The 20,447-nt window shown below is 30.1% G+C and carries 22 protein-coding genes; 2 read left to right on the top strand and 20 right to left on the bottom strand.

Features of this window, described 5'->3' with window-relative positions:
* Window positions 1-4: 4 nt before the first annotated feature.
* Window positions 5-154, bottom strand: a complete 150-nt coding sequence (locus GQS58_RS17370) for a LytTR family transcriptional regulator DNA-binding domain-containing protein (RefSeq protein WP_410524699.1) — start codon at window positions 152-154, stop codon at window positions 5-7.
* 235 nt (window positions 155-389) lie between these two features.
* Window positions 390-5,474 carry a thrombospondin type 3 repeat-containing protein gene (locus GQS58_RS17325; RefSeq protein ID WP_166381725.1) on the bottom strand — a complete coding sequence of 1,695 codons (5,085 nt, stop codon included), beginning with the start codon at window positions 5,472-5,474 and terminating at the stop codon, window positions 390-392.
* Window positions 5,475-5,791: 317 nt separating this feature from the next.
* Here GQS58_RS17325 and GQS58_RS00265 point away from each other — a divergent pair, with 317 nt between their 5' ends.
* Window positions 5,792-6,454: a uracil-DNA glycosylase gene (locus GQS58_RS00265; RefSeq protein WP_166381727.1), complete on the top strand. Its 663-nt coding sequence runs from the start codon at window positions 5,792-5,794 to the stop codon at window positions 6,452-6,454.
* Here the strand turns inward: GQS58_RS00265 and GQS58_RS00270 are convergent.
* The 14 genes from GQS58_RS00270 to GQS58_RS00335 all read right to left on the bottom strand — a co-directional run bounded on the left by GQS58_RS00270 (window position 6,438) and on the right by GQS58_RS00335 (window position 17,283).
* On the bottom strand, window positions 6,438-7,451 hold the full coding sequence (locus GQS58_RS00270; RefSeq protein ID WP_166381729.1) for a glycosyltransferase family protein: 1,014 nt from the start codon (window positions 7,449-7,451) through the stop codon (window positions 6,438-6,440). The two genes, GQS58_RS00265 and GQS58_RS00270, sit on opposite strands and share 17 nt — an antisense overlap.
* A 6-nt stretch (window positions 7,452-7,457) precedes the next feature.
* The gene (locus GQS58_RS00275; RefSeq protein WP_166381731.1) at window positions 7,458-8,336 is read right to left on the bottom strand and encodes a UDP-2,3-diacylglucosamine diphosphatase; all 879 of its coding nucleotides are present in this window, start codon (window positions 8,334-8,336) and stop codon (window positions 7,458-7,460) included.
* Between the two features lie 284 nt (window positions 8,337-8,620).
* The gene (locus GQS58_RS00280; RefSeq protein ID WP_166381733.1) at window positions 8,621-8,761 is read right to left on the bottom strand and encodes a hypothetical protein; all 141 of its coding nucleotides are present in this window, start codon (window positions 8,759-8,761) and stop codon (window positions 8,621-8,623) included.
* Window positions 8,762-8,779: 18 nt separating this feature from the next.
* Window positions 8,780-9,640, bottom strand: a complete 861-nt coding sequence (locus GQS58_RS00285) for a substrate-binding domain-containing protein (RefSeq protein ID WP_166381735.1) — start codon at window positions 9,638-9,640, stop codon at window positions 8,780-8,782.
* Complete coding sequence (locus GQS58_RS00290; protein WP_166381737.1) at window positions 9,641-10,510, bottom strand: nucleoside phosphorylase; 870 nt, start codon at window positions 10,508-10,510, stop codon at window positions 9,641-9,643. It abuts the gene before it with no gap.
* Window positions 10,511-11,455, bottom strand: coding sequence for a DUF1835 domain-containing protein (locus GQS58_RS00295; protein WP_166381739.1), 945 nt, complete (start codon window positions 11,453-11,455; stop codon window positions 10,511-10,513).
* Window positions 11,456-11,505: 50 nt separating this feature from the next.
* Window positions 11,506-11,829, bottom strand: a complete 324-nt coding sequence (locus GQS58_RS00300; RefSeq protein WP_165730137.1) for a translation initiation factor — start codon at window positions 11,827-11,829, stop codon at window positions 11,506-11,508.
* Between the two features lie 76 nt (window positions 11,830-11,905).
* Entirely contained in the window at window positions 11,906-12,853 is a 948-nt protein-coding gene (locus tag GQS58_RS00305; protein WP_166381741.1) for an isopenicillin N synthase family dioxygenase, read from the bottom strand.
* A gap of 60 nt (window positions 12,854-12,913) precedes the next feature.
* The gene (locus tag GQS58_RS00310) at window positions 12,914-13,621 is read right to left on the bottom strand and encodes a DUF6048 family protein (protein WP_166381743.1); all 708 of its coding nucleotides are present in this window, start codon (window positions 13,619-13,621) and stop codon (window positions 12,914-12,916) included.
* Window positions 13,602-14,102, bottom strand: coding sequence for a DUF6452 family protein (locus GQS58_RS00315; RefSeq protein WP_205860344.1), 501 nt, complete (start codon window positions 14,100-14,102; stop codon window positions 13,602-13,604). The genes GQS58_RS00310 and GQS58_RS00315 overlap by 20 nt, the downstream gene beginning before the upstream one ends.
* Window positions 14,092-14,382, bottom strand: a complete 291-nt coding sequence (locus tag GQS58_RS00320) for a 4a-hydroxytetrahydrobiopterin dehydratase (RefSeq protein WP_166381745.1) — start codon at window positions 14,380-14,382, stop codon at window positions 14,092-14,094. Before GQS58_RS00320 ends, GQS58_RS00315 begins: the two co-directional genes overlap by 11 nt.
* 157 nt (window positions 14,383-14,539) lie before the next feature.
* Window positions 14,540-15,994, bottom strand: coding sequence for a 23S rRNA (uracil(1939)-C(5))-methyltransferase RlmD (rlmD, locus tag GQS58_RS00325; protein WP_166381747.1), 1,455 nt, complete (start codon window positions 15,992-15,994; stop codon window positions 14,540-14,542).
* Window positions 15,995-16,094: 100 nt separating this feature from the next.
* Entirely contained in the window at window positions 16,095-16,790 is a 696-nt protein-coding gene (locus tag GQS58_RS00330; RefSeq protein ID WP_166381749.1) for an OmpA family protein, read from the bottom strand.
* A 16-nt stretch (window positions 16,791-16,806) separates the two neighbouring features.
* Complete coding sequence (locus GQS58_RS00335) at window positions 16,807-17,283, bottom strand: lipocalin family protein (protein ID WP_166381751.1); 477 nt, start codon at window positions 17,281-17,283, stop codon at window positions 16,807-16,809.
* Window positions 17,284-17,571: 288 nt separating this feature from the next.
* On the opposite strand from GQS58_RS00335, the gene GQS58_RS00340 reads away from it, so the two are divergent.
* Window positions 17,572-17,730, top strand: coding sequence for a YqaE/Pmp3 family membrane protein (locus GQS58_RS00340; protein ID WP_105048061.1), 159 nt, complete (start codon window positions 17,572-17,574; stop codon window positions 17,728-17,730).
* A gap of 186 nt (window positions 17,731-17,916) precedes the next feature.
* Here the strand turns inward: GQS58_RS00340 and GQS58_RS00345 are convergent, their stop codons facing one another.
* The 4 genes from GQS58_RS00345 to GQS58_RS00360 form a co-directional block, all read right to left on the bottom strand.
* Window positions 17,917-18,255, bottom strand: a complete 339-nt coding sequence (locus GQS58_RS00345) for a tRNA-binding protein (RefSeq protein WP_166381753.1) — start codon at window positions 18,253-18,255, stop codon at window positions 17,917-17,919.
* 3 nt (window positions 18,256-18,258) lie between these two features.
* A complete protein-coding gene (locus GQS58_RS00350) occupies window positions 18,259-18,723 on the bottom strand; it encodes a DUF962 domain-containing protein (RefSeq protein WP_166381755.1) in 465 nt (154 codons plus the stop codon).
* Between the two features lie 47 nt (window positions 18,724-18,770).
* Window positions 18,771-19,307 (bottom strand): YfiT family bacillithiol transferase, encoded by a 537-nt coding sequence (locus GQS58_RS00355; protein WP_166381757.1) that lies wholly within the window; start codon window positions 19,305-19,307, stop codon window positions 18,771-18,773.
* Window positions 19,308-19,513: 206 nt separating this feature from the next.
* A complete protein-coding gene (locus tag GQS58_RS00360) occupies window positions 19,514-20,383 on the bottom strand; it encodes a LysR substrate-binding domain-containing protein (RefSeq protein WP_166381758.1) in 870 nt (289 codons plus the stop codon).
* Between the last annotated feature and the right edge of the window lie 64 nt (window positions 20,384-20,447).

Genomic DNA, 20,447 nt, shown 5'->3' on the forward strand with positions numbered 1-20,447 from the left:
TATTTTATTGCGAACACAAATTTATAAATTCTTTTCGTTTGGTTTTAGAAACTGGCACTCTTTTTTTATGTTCTAATATAATATATCTTTCATGCTTTAAATGATGTGCTTTTTCTGATTTTATAATGTAAAGTTTGTGAATTTGTAGAATGATTTATTCATTTTTATCTAGTATTTATTTGTCTTATTCTATAAACTTGATTACTTGCTGTCACATCGTTAATTATGTAATTTTTGTATTTATTTGCAAAAAAAAAACTCCCTATCATTTTTAGTGATATGGAGTTTAAAATAAGCGAATCTGGTTTTCTGTTTTCTAAATATTTTTTTTAATTAATCATTAAAAAGGAACCTCATCTTTATATTAAAAGATGAGGTTCACCCTTTTATTATTCTATCACAATTTTAGAAGTCTTTTTAAAGCTGTTTCCAACTGTTTTTAAAATATAAACTCCTTTAGATAAATTGCTTAGATTCACTTTGTTTTCACCATTATTAAGCGTGAAACGTTTTAGTTCTTTACCATTAATGTCATATAGAACACCTAATCCAGCTTCTTCTGTGAAAATATTTAAATTATCTTTTACTGGGTTTGGATATATAGACAATGAGGTCTTTTTATTTTTATCTTCTGTAGATAAAACTTCATTTCCTTTAACGTTTATTTCTCTTAAGATTAGATCTTCTTTATAGTTACCATATTTGTCTTTTATAGATACTTTAAAGTATAAGGTAGCTATATACTTACAATCTGCACATTCTTTAAAGTAAGGTAGGTTATAAGCCAGTTTTAAGTTTTGTTTTTCTTTTAAACTTACACCTTCTTTATTAGACCAAGAAATTTCATTAAAAATAGAGTTGCCTTTATTTTCGTTTCCATAAATAGGATTTTTTAATTCCATTTCTTTATTAGAAATTCCACTTTTTAATGGGGTTAAAGAAACTTTATGAGATCCATCTATTTCTTCTCGTTCTTTTGCAAATTCAATATCTACATACACAAGGTCTACGGTAAAATCTGTTACAAATTCTGAATCTACTGTAAAACTATAATCATCGGATACAGATATAATTTCTAAATCAGCGTAAACTTCGTTATAAAAGTTATCTAATATAAAGGGGCCAATACAACAAGGTGGTTCTATAACTTCACAAGCATCTCCAATTCCGTTTCCATCTGCATCTTCTTGATTTGGGTTTGGATTAGTAATACAATTATCTACAGAGTCACAAATACCATCATTATCTGTGTCTGTATCTCCTTCTGCACAAACAGTTGCTGTTACACAATCTTCACAAGCATTACCCGTTCCATCACCATCCGTATCTTCTTGGTTAGGGTTTGCAATTTCTGGACAATTATCACATAAATCTGGAACTCCGTCTCCATCTGTATCTACAGTACCACAAGGAGTTGGGTCACATACATCACCAATACCATCATTATCTGTATCTAATTGGTTATGATTAGGCATTTTTATACAATTATCACAATCATCAAAAATACCATCTTTATCTGTGTCTATGGAGCCACAAGTGTCTATAATAATATCGCAAGCATCACCAGTTCCATCTCCATTTAAATCTTCACCACAAGGGGTTGGGTCGCAAACATCACCTTCACCATCACCGTCTGAATCTAATTGATTTGGATTGTATTTGTCTGGACAATTATCACATTCATCACCAATGCCATCGCCATCAGAATCTCTTTGTTCTGGGTTTTTTGTATCAGGACAATTATCTTTATTGTCTGGTATTCCATCACCATCAGAATCGTCACCTACAAAATCGTGATCACATAAATCACCTTCACCATCATTATCTATATCTGATTGATCAGGATTAAATTTTTCAGGACAATTATCACAAGCATCTGGCCAACCATCTTTATCAGAATCGGGTCCTTCTACACAGTCTGGATCACAAAGATTTCCAATACCATCTCCATCTGTATCTTTTTGGTCTGGGTTGTATCTTGTTGGGCAATTATCACAATCATCAGGTATGCCATCTTTATCTCTGTCTTCTTTGCCTTCACAACAAACATCGCCTATACCATCATTATTAGAATCTGCTTGATCTGGGTTATATTCATTTGGGCAATTATCACATTCATCTGGTATACCATCACCATCAGAATCTTTGTCTCCTTTACATGGTGGTTCACATTCTGAGGCACAGAAATTATCTAAACTTATAACTTCGTTATTAGAACCATCATATTCAGATTCAAATAAAATACCTGTAACACCAATTATTAATTGATTCCAAGCATTTACAGCAGCAGCACCTGTTAATTGAGTAGTGCTGTTTGCATCAAATAATTGCCAACTACCTGTGTTATTAGTAGGTATTGTATTATTTGAAGCTTCATAGATTGGTAAACAATAATTTCTCCAAACATTATTTGGTAAGGTTTGGTTTGCAGGGTTACCTACAAAAATTGCTCTTAACTTACTATTAACTTGTGTAATAGAGTTAATGGTAGAACCTGTGTAAATTGTTAATTTAGGTGCTGTACCAATGGTAGTACTTGTTTTATCTTTATATTGAATTTTAAAATCGAAGCACATACAATTGCCTGGGTAATTTTTGATCCAATCTCCAGAAAAATCTGAGTTATTTATTAGACTAGACTCTTTTGAGCTATTTACAAAAGAAATATATTTTTGATGTTCTTTGTCTTCTTTATAATAAACATCATTAAGACTATTGTTTATCCAATTTTCTTTTTTGAAATCTTCATCAAAAGTAAAGCAATCATCCTCTTCTGGAGGTGTACAAGTATCTCCTATACCATCACCATTTGTATCTATTTGATCTTTATTTGATAGATTAGGGCAATTATCACAAGCATCACCAATACCATCTCCATCAGTGTCTAATTGATTTGGGTTGATTATCATTGAACAATTATCACAAGCATCACCAATACCATCATCATCTGTATCTGTTTGGTCTGCACTGTCTATTCCTGGGCAATTATCTTTAACTACAACACAAACAGCTGCTGGAGTTAAGTTTTGAGTAGATAAGCCATTGTATTGATCAATAGCAGTATATGTAAAAGTATTACAGATGGTACTATTCAATTGAGCAGTTGTTACAACTGTTGCAGGTATGTCTATATTAATTTCATCTCCATAAACAAATAAGAAGTTACTTAAAGAAGAAACGGTTATTGTATTACCACTAAAAACAGAACTAAAATCTGTAGTGTTTGGAATAAAGTTACTACCTCCCGTTGAAACTGATATTGTTTCTGAATTCGGTGTGAAACTAACATTTGGTAAAGCATCTGTAATTATTAAGTCTTTAAACTCTAAATTACCTAGGTTTTTAATATTTAATCGATATAAAATATTTTGACCTGGTAAAATATTTGGTGTTGTAGTAGAATTTGTCCAAGTAGTACCATTATCTACACTTTGCAATTTAATAACGTTATTACCTGCCAACACCTTTACGTTTATACGTGATTTATTTGATGTTGCACTTGTAGAAATTTCATCTCCATTAACAGTAAAATTATTAAAGTAAGGCCCTGGAGGCGTGTCTTCATTTATTTTTACATCAAATTCTATATAGTTATTATGAGATGTAGAAGTATTACTACAAAGAGGACCAATAGAAGGAATAGTCCATTCTAGGGTATTTGTTTGTGTTGAGTTATTTAATGTTACTCCCCAATTACTGTAGTTACCTGATATTGTTGGATTGCATCCGTTTAGATTGACGTTTCCTGAATAGGAGTAATAGCTTTCGCTTCCTGGAATATAGGTGAAATTGGGGTCTAGTACATCTGTAATAACAACATTATTTAGTGCATCTGTACCTATATTTCTTACTCTTAGTTTATAACGTATGATGTCTCCAGGATTGTGATAAGAATTATATCCTTCACAAACTTGCTTAAACACATCAATTTCTGGTTCAGGTGTTTCAACATTAAAAGACTTACTAGCTGTGTTAAGAATCGGAGTATTATTTAAAAAGTTAAATTCTGTTTCAGCCTCATTAGTAATTGTTGTGCCAGGTTGTACACCGTTATTAATAGTGAAATTAACTCTAACAGTAAAATAATAACCAGCTTCTATGCCAGAGTCTAAACTTACTAAAAGTGATGTTATAGGACTTGTTGGTGTAGGGATATTGAAAAAACTATTTGCACTAAAAGGCAATGGAGAAGAAGAACCATTTAGTGAATATGTACCAGATATTGGCATATGACCAACAGATTGTTTATAAACATAGAAATCCATAGCCGTTACCGTTATATTTTGGGGTAATTGATCTGATATATCAACATTTTGAATGGTTTCTCCAGAAGTTGAATTATTATGAAGTACAATTTTATAATAAAGAGGACAACCAACTGTTTTTTTTCTACCATAAACAGATTTGTAAAAACTATAGTCATAATTAGCAATATTACAATTATTTGTAACACAATAATCACTTATGTAAATACAAGAAACATCTGAACCACTGCTAGCTGTAAAGGTGTTGCTTGCCGTTAAGGAAGCGTAATTTGCAGTAATATCTGCAACATTACCAAAACAAGTAGTTGTGTTTACTGGCAGGTTTGATGGATAGGTTATATCTATATCAATGTAAAATTCGCTAAATGTTTTTGTTGCATCTAAGAAAGTCTGAGGGTTAGTGCTAGTAATAATATTTGTATTTGGATCTAAATTTAATAGACTTAAAGGTATGTTATTATTACCTCCAGTAGCAACAAGATTCATAGTAACATTAGAGGGTTGTGGAGTTTCTAGTATTTGTATGTTTGTTAAATTTAAAATGCCCAAGTTGTCTTGTGGATTTTTTTCTTTAATAGTTATTCTAAACCTAGCAGTTCCTCCAGGTGCAACTATCCATTTACCTGTATTTGGATCTGTTTGTGTGGGTTCAATTATTTCTTTTTTAATTTCCCAATTTAAAATTGCAATTGCAGTTACAGTAATCGGGTTTGTAGTTACAGATTGACCGTTTGTTGTTATGGTTGCAGAATTACTTGCAATGGTTCCGTTTGGAGTTACACCTCCTTTAAATCTAACTGGTATTAGTATTTCAACGGAAGAGCTACTACCATCAGAAGGAGCTTGTAGTGCAACAGTAACTAAATTATTGTTTTGACCTCTTGCAGCGGTATTAGCAATTGATTGAGGTGAAATAGTAATATCTGAATTATTTCCAACAAATTCTAATTCTAGAGGTAATTGATCTGTTATGCTAACAGTACTTCCATCTCCATATAATGTAATGTATAATTTATAATTAAATACAGCGCCTGTTTTTACAGAACTTAGAGATGCAGATTTGTACAAACTATGGTTACCAATATTTACAGTATTAGAAACATTGGTTTGTGCTTTTGTACTAAAAGCGGCCATAAAAAGAATGGCTAAAACAATGCCTTTACATTGGTCGAGTTTTTTTAATCGATAAAATAAATAGTTTTTTTTCATGATAGAAGTTTTTAAAGTTATACAAATTTGGGTCACTATTTTAAAGAGTATTCAATTTAAACATCCCTTATTAATAGTAAATTTCCTATAAAAGTAATACTGTTTAAGGCTAATTTTTAGCTCGTTTGAGTAAGTGCTTGTTTCATTAAAGGAATGGTAGCTTTCATCGATTTATATGTAAAAAGCTATAATTAGGAAGCTTTTTAATAGGGGGAAAGTCCTCTTTTTTTGGATATAAAGTTTATATATCATTTAGCGCTTACATTGGTTTTTGTATTTTTATCACATTATTAATAATGGAATTGAATACTAAAACAATGCACCTAAATCTTACAAAATCTTGGACACCTATTTTACAACCAGAATTCGAAAAACCTTATTTTGAAGAATTAACAAATTTTGTAACATCAGAATATGAAAATCACCAATGTTTTCCGAAGCAAGAAGATATTTTTGCTGCATTTAATTTTTGCTCTTTAAATGATTTAAAAGTGGTGATTATTGGTCAAGATCCTTATCATGACATAGATCAGGCAAACGGATTGTGTTTTTCTGTAAAAGACGGAATGAAGCAACCACCTTCATTAAAAAATATTTTTAAAGAAATTGCAACAGATTTAGATCAAGAAATTCCACAAAGTGGGAATTTAGAAAAATGGGCAAAACAAGGTGTTTTATTATTGAATGCAACTTTAACTGTGAGAGCACATGAGGCCGGAAGTCATCAGAAAAAAGGATGGGAAGACTTTACCGATGCTGTAATAAAAAGTATTTCTGAAGAAAAAGAAAACGTTGTTTTTTTACTTTGGGGTAAATTTGCAGAAAGTAAAACAAAATTAATAAATTTAGAAAAACATACTGTATTTACCGCTCCGCATCCGTCTCCTTTAGGTGCTTGGAGAGGTTGGTTTGGTAGCAAACACTTCTCTAAAACTAATAAGGTTTTAAAGAAATTAAATAAACCTACGATAGAATGGTAGGGAAAGCGGTCTGATTTTCATAAGGTGATAAAATTGCATCTAAAATGTCTTCTGTTGTGTCGGGGTAATCTACTGGAATAAAAACATCACTCTGAATCCATTTGGCTATTTTAAGAACTTGTTTTCTATTTAATTTTTTTAATACAGAAACACCCATTTTTTTGAGTGCTAAAGCATTACATTGTTGTTCATATTGATTTTTCATCGGAATTACCATTAACTTTTTCTTTAAAAACAAAGCTTCAGAAGGTGTCTCAAAACCTGCTCCACAAAGAACTCCAGCAGATGAAGACATACTTTTTATAAAATCGAATTCGTTAATTGGGTAAATGGTAATGTTCTTTTTAAAGATTAAACGTTTATTTTCTTTAGAAAAAATATGCCATTTTACAATAGGGATTCTAGATAAAACATCTACAATTTTGGTCACATTGTAAGAGGGTAAATAAACCGTTATATGCCCTTTGTTGCTTATTTTTTTAGCTCGAATACTTTTTCTTATAATCGGTGTAAAAGTAGCAGAACTATAAGGTTTAAAATGAAAACCAAATCGAAGACTTGCAGGTGCGTAGTGCTTTAAAATTAGTTTTTCTATTTTGTGTTTTCCGTATTTTGGAGAGGCAATATCTAAAACCGCATTTTGATGGCTTAAAGATACAATGCTTATGTTATTTAGCTTTGCAGCCCAAGCAGTAACAGGCTCAAAATCGTTTACAATTAAATCGTAATCATTTATGGTGAAGTTTTTAATTTCATTATAAAAACGAACTAAATTCATTTTTTTGTAGCTTTCCCAAAAGTCAATACCTCCTTTTTTCCCGAAAGTAAAATTTAAGCCATGAAGTTTATATTTTATATCGAAACCAATATCTAAATTATTTTCATTTCCACTAACTAAAATATCTAAATCTCCTTTCTCTTGAAGAATTGGTATAATTTCTTTAGCTCTTGTGATATGGCCATTTCCAGTACCCTGAATTGCATATAATATTTTCATGATTAATTATTTTAGAGGTTTTTGAAGATCAAATTCTTTCAGTAATTCTTCAAAAAGAAAATTGTTCTTTTCTTCTTTATTTGCATTCTTCAGCTCATTTTTACTAAGTTTCTTTTCGGTGTTTTGAGCTATTTCATCATTTGCGTATTCATATAAGCTCCATTGGTGATTTTTGTATTCTAAAGCTGTTAAATTTTCAATCCAATCACCAGAGTTTAGATAGGTAGTTTTTCCTTTTTGGTTTTCAATTTCTCTTATTTCTGGTTGATGAATATGTCCGCATATTACATAGTTATACTCATTTTCAATAGCAATGTCTGAAGCCGTTTTTTCAAAATTGTCAATAAACTTAACGGCGCTTTTTACACTGTTTTTTATCTTTTTAGAAAGTGATAATTTTCCGTAACCAAAGAGTTTACTAATCCAATTTATAAACGTGTTTATTAGAATTAGAAAATCGTAGCCTTTTCCGCCTAATTTTGCTAACCATTTAGAGTGCTTCATGGTGATATCAAAAACATCTCCATGAAAAATCCATGCTTTTTTATCATCAATATTTAAAACTAGTTTGTTTAAAATTTTAAAGTTTCCTAATTGAAAACCTTTAAATTTTCGCAGCATTTCATCATGGTTTCCTGTTATGTAATAGATGGTTGTTCCATTAGATAGGAGAGAAGTAATGTGTTTAATTACACTCATGTGAGACTTAGGAAAGTAACGTTTGTTAAATTGCCAGATGTCTATAATGTCTCCATTTAGTATTAATACTTTTGGCTGAATTGTTTTTAAGTAATTTAATAATTCTTTAGCTCTACAACCATAAGTACCTAAGTGTACGTCTGAAATTACAACATAATCTAACTTTCGTTTTTTTTGTTTTTTCATTTTGTTTCATATAAAGAAAAAGAATTGTTTCTTGTGTACACACGTTTATGAAGAAAATGATTTTCTAAATATATGTAAACAATTATCTTATTTCTAAGTTCTTTCAAACATAAAAAGAGAATGTATTGTAAACGTAAAATAAAAATGAAAAAAAGGTAAGATAAACTTTATGAAAAAGTTTACGAATAGTTAGCTTATTATTAAGAGGTATAGCGGTTTAGAGCAAAAAAAAATCCGCAGTAAACGCGGATTCATTGAATTTGAAATTAAGAAACAAATAGATTTTAGGTTAAATCTACTTGCTTTAAAGTTGTTTGAATAGTTGTTGTATTGTCTGCTAAACCACATGGTTTAGAGGTACTTCTACAAGAAGAAAAACAAAGGATTCCTAAAATACAAACTGCAATAAATACTACTTTTTTCATAGATAATTGATTTTCGTGTTAAATGTACATATTTTTTATGAAATTGCTCGAATTTTTCTTCTCTTCAATAACGTTAAACTGTACCATTTTATTTTGTATACGTGTAATTATGTTTTTAGTAATTGGTTTTCCGTCATTCCATTCGGTGATTTTTAACCACTGCTGGATGTCTTCTAATTGCTGCTCGTATCTAGCGGCCAGAATTTTATCAATAGCATCAATTTGTTTAAAGTCTTTTGTTTTGCCATTAATAATGTCTAAAACTTTTTTAACTTCTTCAAAATTATTTTCTAAAACTTCATCTCTAACTGCAATTACAAAACAAGGCCAAGGTGTAGGGCAGTCGTCAATTAATCTAAAAGTACCATCATCTACCAAAGGTTTTGTGGTAAAATGTTCCCACATAAAATAGTCTGCTTCTCCGTTGGTTAAAGCATCAATTCCGCCTTGTAAATTACCAATTACTTTAAATTTTAAATTTGCAATATTCCAACCTTGGTTGTAGGCATTTACAATAGCCATTAAATGAGAACCAGAACCAAACCTGCTAATGGCAATGGTTGCGTGTTCTAAATCTACAATGTTTTTAAAAGATGATTTTGCGCCTACATGAATTCCCCAAATTAATGGAGATTTTACAAATGTCTGTACAATCTTAGAAGGGTTTCCGTCTGCAATATCTTTAATAATTCCTTCGGTTAAAACAATAGCAATATCTACATTACCAGCACGTAAGGCCTTACACATGGCACCAGTTCCGCCAGGGAAATCTTGCCAACGTAGATTGATGTTGTGTTTTTTGTATTCTTTGTTTTTTAAGGTTAAATACCAAGGATAATTAAAATGCTCTGGAACTCCGCCAACTGTAAGGTTTGTCATTTACTCAATTAATTTTTCTAGTGTGTATTCTATTAAATCGGCAACAACTTTCCCTGGGTTTTCGCTAAAAGAACCATTAGCTCTATTGGCAATAATTGCGTTTATAGAACAAGCTTTGTGGCCCAATAGTTTAGATAAACCATAAATAGCAGAGGTTTCCATTTCTAAATTGGTAATTCTATGTTGGTTAAAACTAAAACTATCAATTTTATGGTTTAGTTCATTGTCTTGTATCGCTAAACGTAAAATTCTACCTTGTGGTCCGTAAAAACCTCCTGCGGTAGCTGTGATACCTTGGTGTGTTTTATCAGATTTTAACCTATCTTCTAATTCTTTGCTATTTTCAATAACAATAGGATATGATTTTTTAGCACTCCAATTGGTATGCTTTACAAAAGCATCTTCAATTTCTGGGTTAGAAATTGCATCAATTTGATAGGAGTGAAGCAACCCGTTTAAATCTAACCCGTGAGAACCAATTACAAAAGAGTCGACCGGAATATCGTCATGCAAAGAACCAGAAGTTCCTATTCTTACAATGTTCAAAGAAGTTAAATTTTCTTTTGGTTTTCTAGTTTTAAGATCAATATTTACAAGTGCATCCAATTCATTTAATACAATATCTATATTGTCTGGACCAATACCAGTAGAAATAACCGTAAATTGTTTGTTCTTGTAAGTACCTGTTGTCGTTTTAAATTCGCGTTTTTGAGTAGTAAACTCTATAGAATCAAAATGTTTTGAGATTTTATCAACTCTATCTTGATCGCCAACAAAAATTATATTTTTGGCAATATGTTCTGGTCTTAAATTTAGATGATAAATACTTCCATCTGGATTTAAGATAAGTTCTGATTGTTTTATAGACATTTAAGATGTAATTTGTAATAGTTTTTCTGATTGATTATTATATAGAAAACTATATTTTTTTGCTCCCCCAAGATACGAATTTTCATTACGAAGTTCGCCATAAAAATTTAGCTGGTTTTTTAAAACTTTTTTCCCTTTTCGAGATAATTTTACGGGATTGAAAGATGTAAATAATTTTTGAAGTTGTGCTATATGATGTTCGTACTGTAAATCTCCAAAGCCATAAACAGTTTGTGTTTTTAGCAATTGCTGTACTAATTGGTTTTTAGAAGAAAATTGTTGTGTATTTGCAGTTTCTAAAATAATATTCTCAACATTATTTAATCCATTTTTAATGGAAGGAAATCTGTGTAAATGTGCTTCTAATGCTTCTACTAGATAAATAAAAGGAGACATTGGGTTAAATTTATAGACAGTTTCTAACCTAAGCGGACTCTCTGAGCAGTATAGTTGCCATATATAATCTGCATATTCAATATCATCTTCAGATAAATCTATTCTGTTTTTATAATGTTGCTGAATTTGATTTTCAGTAAGCTCAGATAAACTTTTTAGTTTTGTACTTCCTTTTATTTTGGCACTGGTTACTAAAGAAATATGATAGCCACTTCTATAAGTTTTTAACCAACTAATAACAGCAATCATATTAATTTGGCAGAACAAATCGTGATCAAACCATAAGACTATTTCTTTAGATTCTTTTTTACTACAAAGGTTTCTATATTCTTTTAAAGTAAAGTCTATAAATTTGCTTTTGCTAATATTATAAGAAGTTTTTAAAAAGTGGAACCTGTTTTTCCAGAAAGTTTCACTTCCTACATCTACAGTCGTTTTTCCTTCACATAACATTTCTCTCCAAGTAATAAAACTTCCGGGGAAATTAAGTTTTTTTAGATAGTTTGTAGTACTATCTCCATTTGTAATATGTAGTATAGACGAGTTCATAATTTATTAATAACGTTTACAGTAATTATTTATTGTAAGAGTACTAAATTTTATCCACCAACTCGCTTCACTTTAAAGCCTTTATCTTTTAGCATGGTCATTATTTGATCTCTAAAATCACCTTGAATAATAATTTTATCATCTTTAAAGCTACCGCCAACAGATAGTTTTGTTTTAATTTCTTTTGCAAGTTTTTTAAAGTCTGATGTTGCACCTGTATAGCCTTCTAAAATTGTAATTGGCTTTCCTTTACGTTTTTCGTATTTGCAAATAATCGGGTCGTCTTGTAACCAAATATCCGATTTTTCTTTTACAGGTTCTACAGTTTCCTTATGTTCTGGAAATAAATTTTTTAATTGATCTTTAAAATCCATTTTTTATTAGTTTACAGTTCTCAGTAGCAGTTTTCAGTTAACTTGTTACTGCCAACTGAAGACTGATAACTGCAAACTATTTTTTTAATCCTAATTCTCTTAATCTTTCGTCTAAAAATTCACCTGCAGTGATATCTTCAAATTGTTTTGGGTTGTTTTCATCGATACAATTTTCTAAAACATCTAATTTCATATCAGAAACGGGATGCATAAAAAACGGAATTGAATAGCGTGATGTTCCCCACATTTCTTTTGGTGGATTTACAACTCTGTGAATGGTAGATTTTAATTTGTTGTTACTGTGGCGCGATAACATGTCTCCAACATTTATCATCAACTCATCTGGTGCTGCCATAGCATCAATCCAATCTCCTTTGTGGTTTTGCACTTGTAAACCTTTACCTTGGGCACCCATTAATAAGGTAATTAAATTAATGTCTCCATGAGCTGCAGCTCTTTCTGCTCCTTTTGGTTCTGTTTGTATTGGTGGGTAATGAATTGGGCGTAGAATACTATTTCCGTCTTTAATATAATTATCAAAATAGGTTTCTTCTAAACCTAAATGCAAGGCTAAAGAACGTAACACATATTTAGCTGTTTTTTCTAACATTTGATACGTTTCTTTACCAACGGCATTAAAGTTTGCCAATTCATTAACAGTAACATTTTCTGGATATTCTTTAGCGTATTTAGAGGCAGCATCTACATACTGACCAAAATGCCAAAATTCTTTTAAATCGCCTTCTTTTTTTCCTTTCGCAGATTCTTTCCCGAAAGAAACATAACCACGTTGGCCTCCAATACCTGGAATTTCATATTTTTCTTTGGTTTCTAATGGTAAATCAAAAAAGTTTTTAATTTCTGTATATAAGCTTTCTACTAATTTTTCATCTAAAAAGTGACCTTTTAAAGCTACAAAACCTATGTTTTCGTAAGCATGACCAATTTCATCTATAAATTGTTGTTTTTTGCTTTTATCCGAAGATAAAAAGTCTGCTAAATTTACACTAGGAATTTTATTCATGATGTTTTGTTTAAAAATAAGGTTGATAAAGTTACTGAAAAATACTAAGTTGTAATAAAATTACTTTTTCTTAAAAGGAATTAAGTAGGTAAGTGTGTAGTTAAATCCGAAACCTGTACCACTATCAAATACTCTATTAAAGCCAGGGGCGTAAAGAGTTTCAAAATTATCTGGTTCTTTTACATTTATTGATACTTTATAAGAACCGCTAAAAGAAACAAAGAAGTTTTTAAACGTTTCTACTTTTAAACCTATTATAAACTCGGTCCAATGTACATTTAAATCTGTAGCCGAAACGGATGAGGTTATTTGGTTTGCAGGGAAATATACTGAATTAACGTTGGGTGTGTAAGTGTTTAAAGTTTGGTCAAAAAGACTAAAACCATAACGAGCTCCTATAAAGATTTCATTGTTCATGTCTAACCAATTTTGGTAGACATTATAGTTAACACCTAGTCTTATATAACTTCCTTTTGATGTAGAATTTGTGTAGTCTTCCGTAGTTGTTTCTTCTTCAAAACCAACTTCTGCAGCAAGGTATAAGTTTTTCTTAATTCTATAATCTCCTACAATTTCTAATCCGGTATAAGAACTATTAAATTGTGCCAAAATGGGTTTGCTAATGTCTACACCAAGTCTTAATCCATATTTAGATTTATATACTAGAGAATCTTTTTCAGCATTTATTAGGGTATCTTTTTTTTGTTCTTGAGCTTGCCCATTAACAAAAACAAAAAGGAAACAGATGCTAATGAAATATTTGTACATGCGCTGTATTTTGACTGTCTATAGTTGTTAATGTTGATGGAGTAAAATCTTTTATCCAATTAGTATTGTCTGATGAAAAAGAAACATCATTAAAGATTACTTTATAACCACAAGATCTAGAAACGTATTCTTCTTCTGGTGTATAGGTTATTGTAAAGGTTGTATAAAGATTATCTACTTCTGCTCCGTCTTCATTATTTATTTTTAAATTATAAATTGTTTCTAATGCTAAAGAATTTAAAGGAATAGCAATACTATCTGTAGTTCTACTGGTATAATCTGCAATGGTATCTTTACCTTCTGCCCAAACAGATAATAATTTAGCTGTTTTTAAGGTTTCTTTATTAGTATCATCATAAAAACGTAATACCAAGTTTGGAGTAACAGGGTTTTTTAAGCAGAAATCATCTTTTGTACAAGAAGTATTTATAAGCAAACCAATTATTAAAACTACTATTATTTGATATCTATTATTCTTCAACTTCTACAATTTTATTGATGGCTTTAGCCAATTTAAAATCTAATTTAGTAACACCTTCTGCATCGTGAGTGGTTAACTTAATATCTAAAGTATTATAGTTGTTTGTCCATTCTGGATGATGGTTTAAAGCCTCACATTCAAATGCAATTCTATTCATTGCAGACATACAATCTTTAAAGTTATCGAACTCAAAATCTGTATGCAAAGCATCGTCATAATAATCCCAATCTTGTAATTTTTCTAATTTTCTATTAATTTCGAAGTCTGTTAGTTTTTTCATTCTTTTTAACTTTTATTATGAGTTACCAATATATAATGATTCTTATAAATATTTATTGTCCATTTTAATAAAATTATCTTAATTCTAATAAATTAGTTTCCTTATTAATAGTTCTCTATAAAATTTGATAAATAAACTTTTTATAAACAAATATCATTTACCCTTTTTCAAACAAAACAACCGTTTCAATATGGCTTGTATGCGGAAATTGATCTACCAAACTAATTTTTTTCATTAAGTAACCAGCTTCTGCCAACAACTCTGTATCTCTAGCTTGTGTTGCCGGATTACAAGAAACATACACCATTCTGTCTGCATTTAAATTGATGATTTTCTGCAGTGTTTTAGGTGCAATTCCTGCTCTTGCAGGATCTAAAATAATGGTTTTTATTTTATCTTGATATTCGGGATGTGCAACTAAGAATTTACCGACATCTGCAGCATAAAACTTTAAGCCATCAATATTATTTCTTTTGGCATTTTTTTCTGCATCTTCAATGGCAGAAGCTACAATATCTACACCAACAATTTTTGCGTTTTCACTTTTAGAAGCTACAATCTGACCGATGGTTCCTGTTCCACAGAATAAATCCATTACCACAGTATTGTCTACTTTAGTTTTATCTTCTAAAACATATTCAATAACTTTAGAGTATAATTTTTCTGCACATTTAGGATTGGTTTGAAAAAAGCTTTTCATGCTAATTTCAAAATTCAAACCTAATAATTCTTCTACAATTTTATCTTTACCATACACTAAATCTAAACTACCTGCAGTTGCAATAGTTCTATCTCCAGTTTCATCATTAATAGTATGTAATAAACCAGCTAAACGATCTCCAAAAATATCTTTTAGAAAAGAAGCAAATTTCTGTAAATCGAAATTCTCTAATTCGGGAGAAGTCGTTACTAAATTACATAATAATTCATCTGTTTTAAAAGATTTTCTCACTACAAAATATCTGAAAAAACCAGTCTTTTTTGGTCCGTGCCAAGGTTCTAAACCAGTGTCTATACAATATTGACGAATATTTTTTAGATTGTCTTCCATCTGTTTATCAAACAAACCAGAATCTTTTTCTAAATTATCTCCCATCCACCAAACACCACGTCTTTTAAAACCTAGTGTAAACTCATCTTTATCTCTTTTTGTTACTCTATCATATCCAATAGCAGAAAAACCATATTCCATTTTATTTCTGTAGTGAAATACGTTTGGCGATGTTACAAATTCATCAAAAAGATCCTCTATATTTTCTACTTTTCCTATTTTTTTAAATAAGGTTAAAGTACTTTCTTTTTTATATTGATGTTGTAAATCGATAGGTAATTGAATATAAGGCGCACCAGGAATGTCTTGAAAAGGAACTTCCACTTCATCTTTAGAAGGTTCTAAAACATCTATTAACTTCGCTTCTGCATAGTTTTTACTAGACTTACTTATTTGTGCTTTTACCAATTGACCTGGTAAGGTATTCGGAACAAAAATAACAAAACTACCTTCTTCAGATTTTATTCTTGCAATTCCTTTTCCGCCAAAAGCGTAATCTTCAATTTTTAATTCTAAAACTTGATTCTTCTTTACAAATTTATTTCGTTCTCTACGTGGCATTCTTAATTGTTTATGGGTTGCAAAATTAGGGAAAATATAGTTTGATGAAACAAAAAAGGCTACTCATTTGAGTAGCCTTTTTATAAAAGTAATATTATGTTTAGTTTTTTGCTTCTTTTTGTGCTTCTTTAATCATTTGTTCATTGGCAACAATTGCAAATTCTACACGTCTGTTTTTACTTCTTCCTTCTGCAGTTTCGTTTGTTGCAATAGGATCATTTATGCCTAAACCTTTGGTTTCAAATCTTGCATTTTCAAGACCTTTAGTTGTTAAATAATCTTTTACAGAACTTGCTCTTTTAGCAGATAAAGTTTGGTTGTACTCAACTTTACCAGTACTATCAGTATATCCGTAAATAACGATATTAGTGTTTTCGTAGCTATTAAAAATAGGAACTAATTTTTCTAAGTTTGCCTGTGCACTTGCAGATAAAGTTGCTTTATTAGTGTCAAATCTAACGGCATTTTCACCTAAAGTTAACATAATACCTTCACCAACTCTTTCTACTTCTGCTCCTGGTATCGCTTCTTCAATTTCACGAGCTTGTTTGTCCATTTTATTACCAATTACACCACCAGTAACACCACCAATTACACCACCTAAAACAGCACCTAATTCAGAATTTTTACCGTTTCCAACATTGTTTCCAATTACAGCACCTAAAATAGCACCTGCTGCAGTACCAATACCAGCACCTTTTTGTGTGTTATTTGCATTTTTAACAGCCTCACAAGAGGTTAGCATGCTTGCAGTTATAAATAATACTGATAAACTATAAATTATTGATTTTTTCATTGTGTTTCTTTTTTAATTATTTTCTTTGAAATGAATAGGTAATATCTTTTGTTTGTCCTGCAACATTAATTTGGTCTACCAGTTGGAAGCTTGTTTCTGTTACATTTATAATGTCTAAAACAAAACCATTATTAACTTCTTTTGCTTTGTAGTCGTTAATAATTTTTAAAACAAATTTACCTTCTTTATTAAGGTACCAAGTTATTGGAGAACTAAATTCTTTACAAGAAGTACTTAGGCTAGTAAGTGCCATTTCTCCTTTGTTGTTATTAGAAACAAAACTCCAGTCACTGCCAACAAAACATTTAGAGTCGGCTATGTAAAAAGAAGTTACATTTAAAAAGTCTGATCCAGGAAAGTTAACAGCAGTAAGTGTAAAATCTCCTTTTAAAATACGTTCGGTTTTATTGTCTAATTTGGTACTAACTGCAGAGGTAGATTTACATGCAATAGCTACTGAGATAAATAAAACAATACATAAAAATTTTTTCATAAGTAATATAAATTAGTTTTTGCAAAGTTAAGAATACTAGTTGGCATATTCTTTGTTTTTATATGCTATAGTTTAAGACACGTTTTTATAAAGATAGTCACTTTTATTGACATAATTTTTGTGTTTTTTATCATTCACTTAAAATAAAGTCTAATCTGTAATTTAAGTATGATTTTGTTGAAGTTCTAAATAGAAACATCCAATTGAAACTTTAATATTTTTTTAGCCTTTTACTGTAACAAACTTATTATTGGGTCGTCTTATTTATATAACCAACCAAATATAAAAATGAGTTTTATAAGAGTATTATTTGCTATTTTCTTTCCACCACTTTCTGTGATAGATAAAGGTTGTGGGTCTTTTTTTATTATCTTTTTACTAACACTTTGTGGTTGGATTCCTGGAGTAATAGGTGCTTTAGTAATTTTAAATAATCCGAAAAATTAATTTAGACAGTGTTATTTTGGTGAATTTTATAATTTTTAGAGACAAGAGACAAGAGACAAGAGACAAGAGACAAGAGACAAAAAACAATTTGTACCTTTTTGAAATAAATCCTATATTTAAGATGATTTTATGTAATTTTTTTAAAATTTCTTAAACCTTAAACCTTTAACCTTAGTTACTATGTTGTTAATTAACCTGTTCTCCGTTTTTAATTTCTTTAGAAGCTTGTAGTAAAACCACATTTCCCGCTGTATTGTAAACACCAATTACTAAACATTCGCTCATGAAATTAGCAATTTGACGAGGTTTAAAATTTACAATTACAGAAACTTGCTTGTTTAGTAAATCTTCTTTTGTATATAAATCTGTTATTTGTGCACTCGATTTTTTAATACCTAAAGCGCCAAAATCAATTTTTAATTGATAAGCAGGTTTTCTAGCTTTTGGAAAATCATTGACTTCAATAATAGTTCCTATTCTAATATCTACTTTTAAAAAATCTTCAAAGGTAATTTCTTCTTTCATTCGTTATTTTTTCTTTCCTAATTTTTGAATGACCCATAAAGGACCAATCAATAAAAATTCTAAATCTTTTAAGAAGGATGGTTTTGCTCCTTCTACTTTATGTCCATAAAACTGTCCAACCCAAGCTAAAACAAAAATAATTAAAGAAGCAAAAAGTAAGTTTACTTGGCTACCTAACCAAAAATTAGCCACAATTGCTATTAAAATTATAAATAACATTTCTATAAAATACCAAAAACCTAAACGTAGATAAAAAACAGAAATGATAATACCCACCATAACAGCCCAATTTTCTAGTATTGGGTTAGATAAATTTAAGGTGTTTTCTAGAAATGTGGTTGGTATACTCATGAGTAAACCAATTACACTAAAAAAAATTAAAGGAACACAAATGTAGTGTATCGCTTGGTTTGTTTCGTTTTGGTGACTTACAGCATATTCGTCAAAATATTCTTTGGCAGTTTTCATAAATTTTCAATTAATAATTTAAAAGATAAGTGTTTTTACAATCTATTTTATTTCCAACCTTCACGAATCATTAACTCTTCTATATGTGCAAAATGATGTTTACTATGCCAAGCATACATGCAAATATTTTCTTTTAAACTAATTTGTTCATTTTTAGAAGGGTGAATAAATGTTTTTTCTAATTGCGCATCCGTTAATTCTCGTAAGAAATATACCCATTTAGAGTGTAAGGCTTTTAAAGCGTCAATTGATAAAAAAACAGGAGCAGATTTAGAGTCTTGTAATGCTGCCCAACGATCTTCATAATATGCTTTAATAACCGGTTTATCTTCGGTTAAAGCCAATTTAAAGCGCGTGTATGAATTATGATGACTGTCATAACAATGATGCACCACTTGCCTAATAGTCCAACCACCTTCTCTGTAAGGAGTGTCTAATTGGTTGTCAGATAATTCTTTAATTAAGAATTCTAGTTCTTGAGGAAATCGCTCTAAAATAGAAACCCAATCTTCAATATTTTTTTTGGTGATATTTTTAGGAACATTTGTTCTTCCTATCGGATATTTTAATTCTTCTAGTGTCATTTATTTTTTGTAATTTTTTTAAAAAAGCGTTCAGAATTTCTGTTTTTATAGCGAACGTTTTTTTAAAGTTGATAATTGCATTAACAGTATCTTTTTTTTAAAAATATGCTTCTACTATGCAATCAAAAACGTTTGATTTATTTGGGTATAAGATAACATTTATTTTTAAAATGTTTAAAGAGATTTTAAAGGTGTCTTTTTGAGAGTTATTCTACCAACTTACTAAATGCAACAATTTTATTTATCGTTTTGTTAGGGTCGTTTTTTCGCCAATTGATAAACAAATCTATATTTTCATTTAGCTCAATAAACCGCACGTTTTTAGATTTAGAAAATTGATAAGAATAAGGCAGAATAGAAATGCCAAGTCCTTTAGCAACTAGGTTTAAAATCATGCCACCAAAATCTGATTCTATGATTGTTTTAGGTTCAAAATTATTTTTTTCAAAAAAGGTTCTTAAAAGTGAAGCGAAAAAAGTGGTCTGATGTAAGCCCGCAATAATAAACTTTTCATTTTTTAACTCGTTAATGTTGTTTAAAGAAGCTTCGGTTAACCAATGATTTTTTGGTACTACAACACAAATTGGTTCAGAATTTAGTTTTAAGGAATCTATGTTTACATGATTTATTTTATCTCTACTAAAAGCAATATCTGTATTATAGTTTAGTAATAATGCTTCATGACTCTCGTCTGTGGGTTCAATCAATTCTAATTTTAAATCAGGTAGATTAGAGTTGATTACTTCTAAAAAATTAGGCAGAAATTTAAAAGCAATAGAACCAGGGTAACTAATAGATACAAAACCCAAAGTACCTTCGTCAATTTTTTTTGCTTGTCGGTGTACTTGGTCCAGTTCTTTTATCATTGTAGACCAGTGGTCTCTTAAAAAAATACCAGCGTCCGTTAATTTTACATTTCTTTTATCTCTTTCAAATAGTTGAATACCCATTTCGCTTTCAAGCGCCTGAATTTGTCTACTTAAAGAAGATTGAGAGATATAGACCTTTTCTGCTGTTTTCCAAAAATGGAGTTCGCTAGCAAGAATTAAAAAATATTTTATTTGTTGAATCGTCATCTTTAATGCGTTTTTTGCATTAATCAACCAAAAATAAGTATTTTTTTAGAGGTTGCAAAATAGT

The sequence above is a fragment of the Polaribacter sp. 11A2H genome (assembly GCF_011379025.1).
In the GTDB taxonomy this organism is placed as follows: Bacteria; Bacteroidota; Bacteroidia; order Flavobacteriales; family Flavobacteriaceae; genus Polaribacter.

Bases quoted from the DNA above. Each gene is read 5' to 3' on its own strand.
- GQS58_RS17325 (WP_166381725.1), bottom strand. From the start codon at position 5,474: ATGAAAAAAAACTATTTATTTTATCGATTAAAAAAACTCGACCAATGT.
- GQS58_RS00265 (WP_166381727.1), top strand. From the start codon at position 5,792: ATGCACCTAAATCTTACAAAATCTTGGACACCTATTTTACAACCAGAA.
- GQS58_RS00270 (WP_166381729.1), bottom strand. From the start codon at position 7,451: ATGAAAATATTATATGCAATTCAGGGTACTGGAAATGGCCATATCACA.
- GQS58_RS00275 (WP_166381731.1), bottom strand. From the start codon at position 8,336: ATGAAAAAACAAAAAAAACGAAAGTTAGATTATGTTGTAATTTCAGAC.
- GQS58_RS00280 (WP_166381733.1), bottom strand. From the start codon at position 8,761: ATGAAAAAAGTAGTATTTATTGCAGTTTGTATTTTAGGAATCCTTTGT.
- GQS58_RS00285 (WP_166381735.1), bottom strand. From the start codon at position 9,640: ATGACAAACCTTACAGTTGGCGGAGTTCCAGAGCATTTTAATTATCCT.
- GQS58_RS00290 (WP_166381737.1), bottom strand. From the start codon at position 10,510: ATGTCTATAAAACAATCAGAACTTATCTTAAATCCAGATGGAAGTATT.
- GQS58_RS00295 (WP_166381739.1), bottom strand. From the start codon at position 11,455: ATGAACTCGTCTATACTACATATTACAAATGGAGATAGTACTACAAAC.
- GQS58_RS00300 (WP_165730137.1), bottom strand. From the start codon at position 11,829: ATGGATTTTAAAGATCAATTAAAAAATTTATTTCCAGAACATAAGGAA.
- GQS58_RS00305 (WP_166381741.1), bottom strand. From the start codon at position 12,853: ATGAATAAAATTCCTAGTGTAAATTTAGCAGACTTTTTATCTTCGGAT.
- GQS58_RS00310 (WP_166381743.1), bottom strand. From the start codon at position 13,621: ATGTACAAATATTTCATTAGCATCTGTTTCCTTTTTGTTTTTGTTAAT.
- GQS58_RS00320 (WP_166381745.1), bottom strand. From the start codon at position 14,382: ATGAAAAAACTAACAGACTTCGAAATTAATAGAAAATTAGAAAAATTA.
- rlmD (WP_166381747.1), bottom strand. From the start codon at position 15,994: ATGCCACGTAGAGAACGAAATAAATTTGTAAAGAAGAATCAAGTTTTA.
- GQS58_RS00330 (WP_166381749.1), bottom strand. From the start codon at position 16,790: ATGAAAAAATCAATAATTTATAGTTTATCAGTATTATTTATAACTGCA.
- GQS58_RS00335 (WP_166381751.1), bottom strand. From the start codon at position 17,283: ATGAAAAAATTTTTATGTATTGTTTTATTTATCTCAGTAGCTATTGCA.
- GQS58_RS00340 (WP_105048061.1), top strand. From the start codon at position 17,572: ATGAGTTTTATAAGAGTATTATTTGCTATTTTCTTTCCACCACTTTCT.
- GQS58_RS00345 (WP_166381753.1), bottom strand. From the start codon at position 18,255: ATGAAAGAAGAAATTACCTTTGAAGATTTTTTAAAAGTAGATATTAGA.
- GQS58_RS00350 (WP_166381755.1), bottom strand. From the start codon at position 18,723: ATGAAAACTGCCAAAGAATATTTTGACGAATATGCTGTAAGTCACCAA.
- GQS58_RS00355 (WP_166381757.1), bottom strand. From the start codon at position 19,307: ATGACACTAGAAGAATTAAAATATCCGATAGGAAGAACAAATGTTCCT.
- GQS58_RS00360 (WP_166381758.1), bottom strand. From the start codon at position 20,383: ATGACGATTCAACAAATAAAATATTTTTTAATTCTTGCTAGCGAACTC.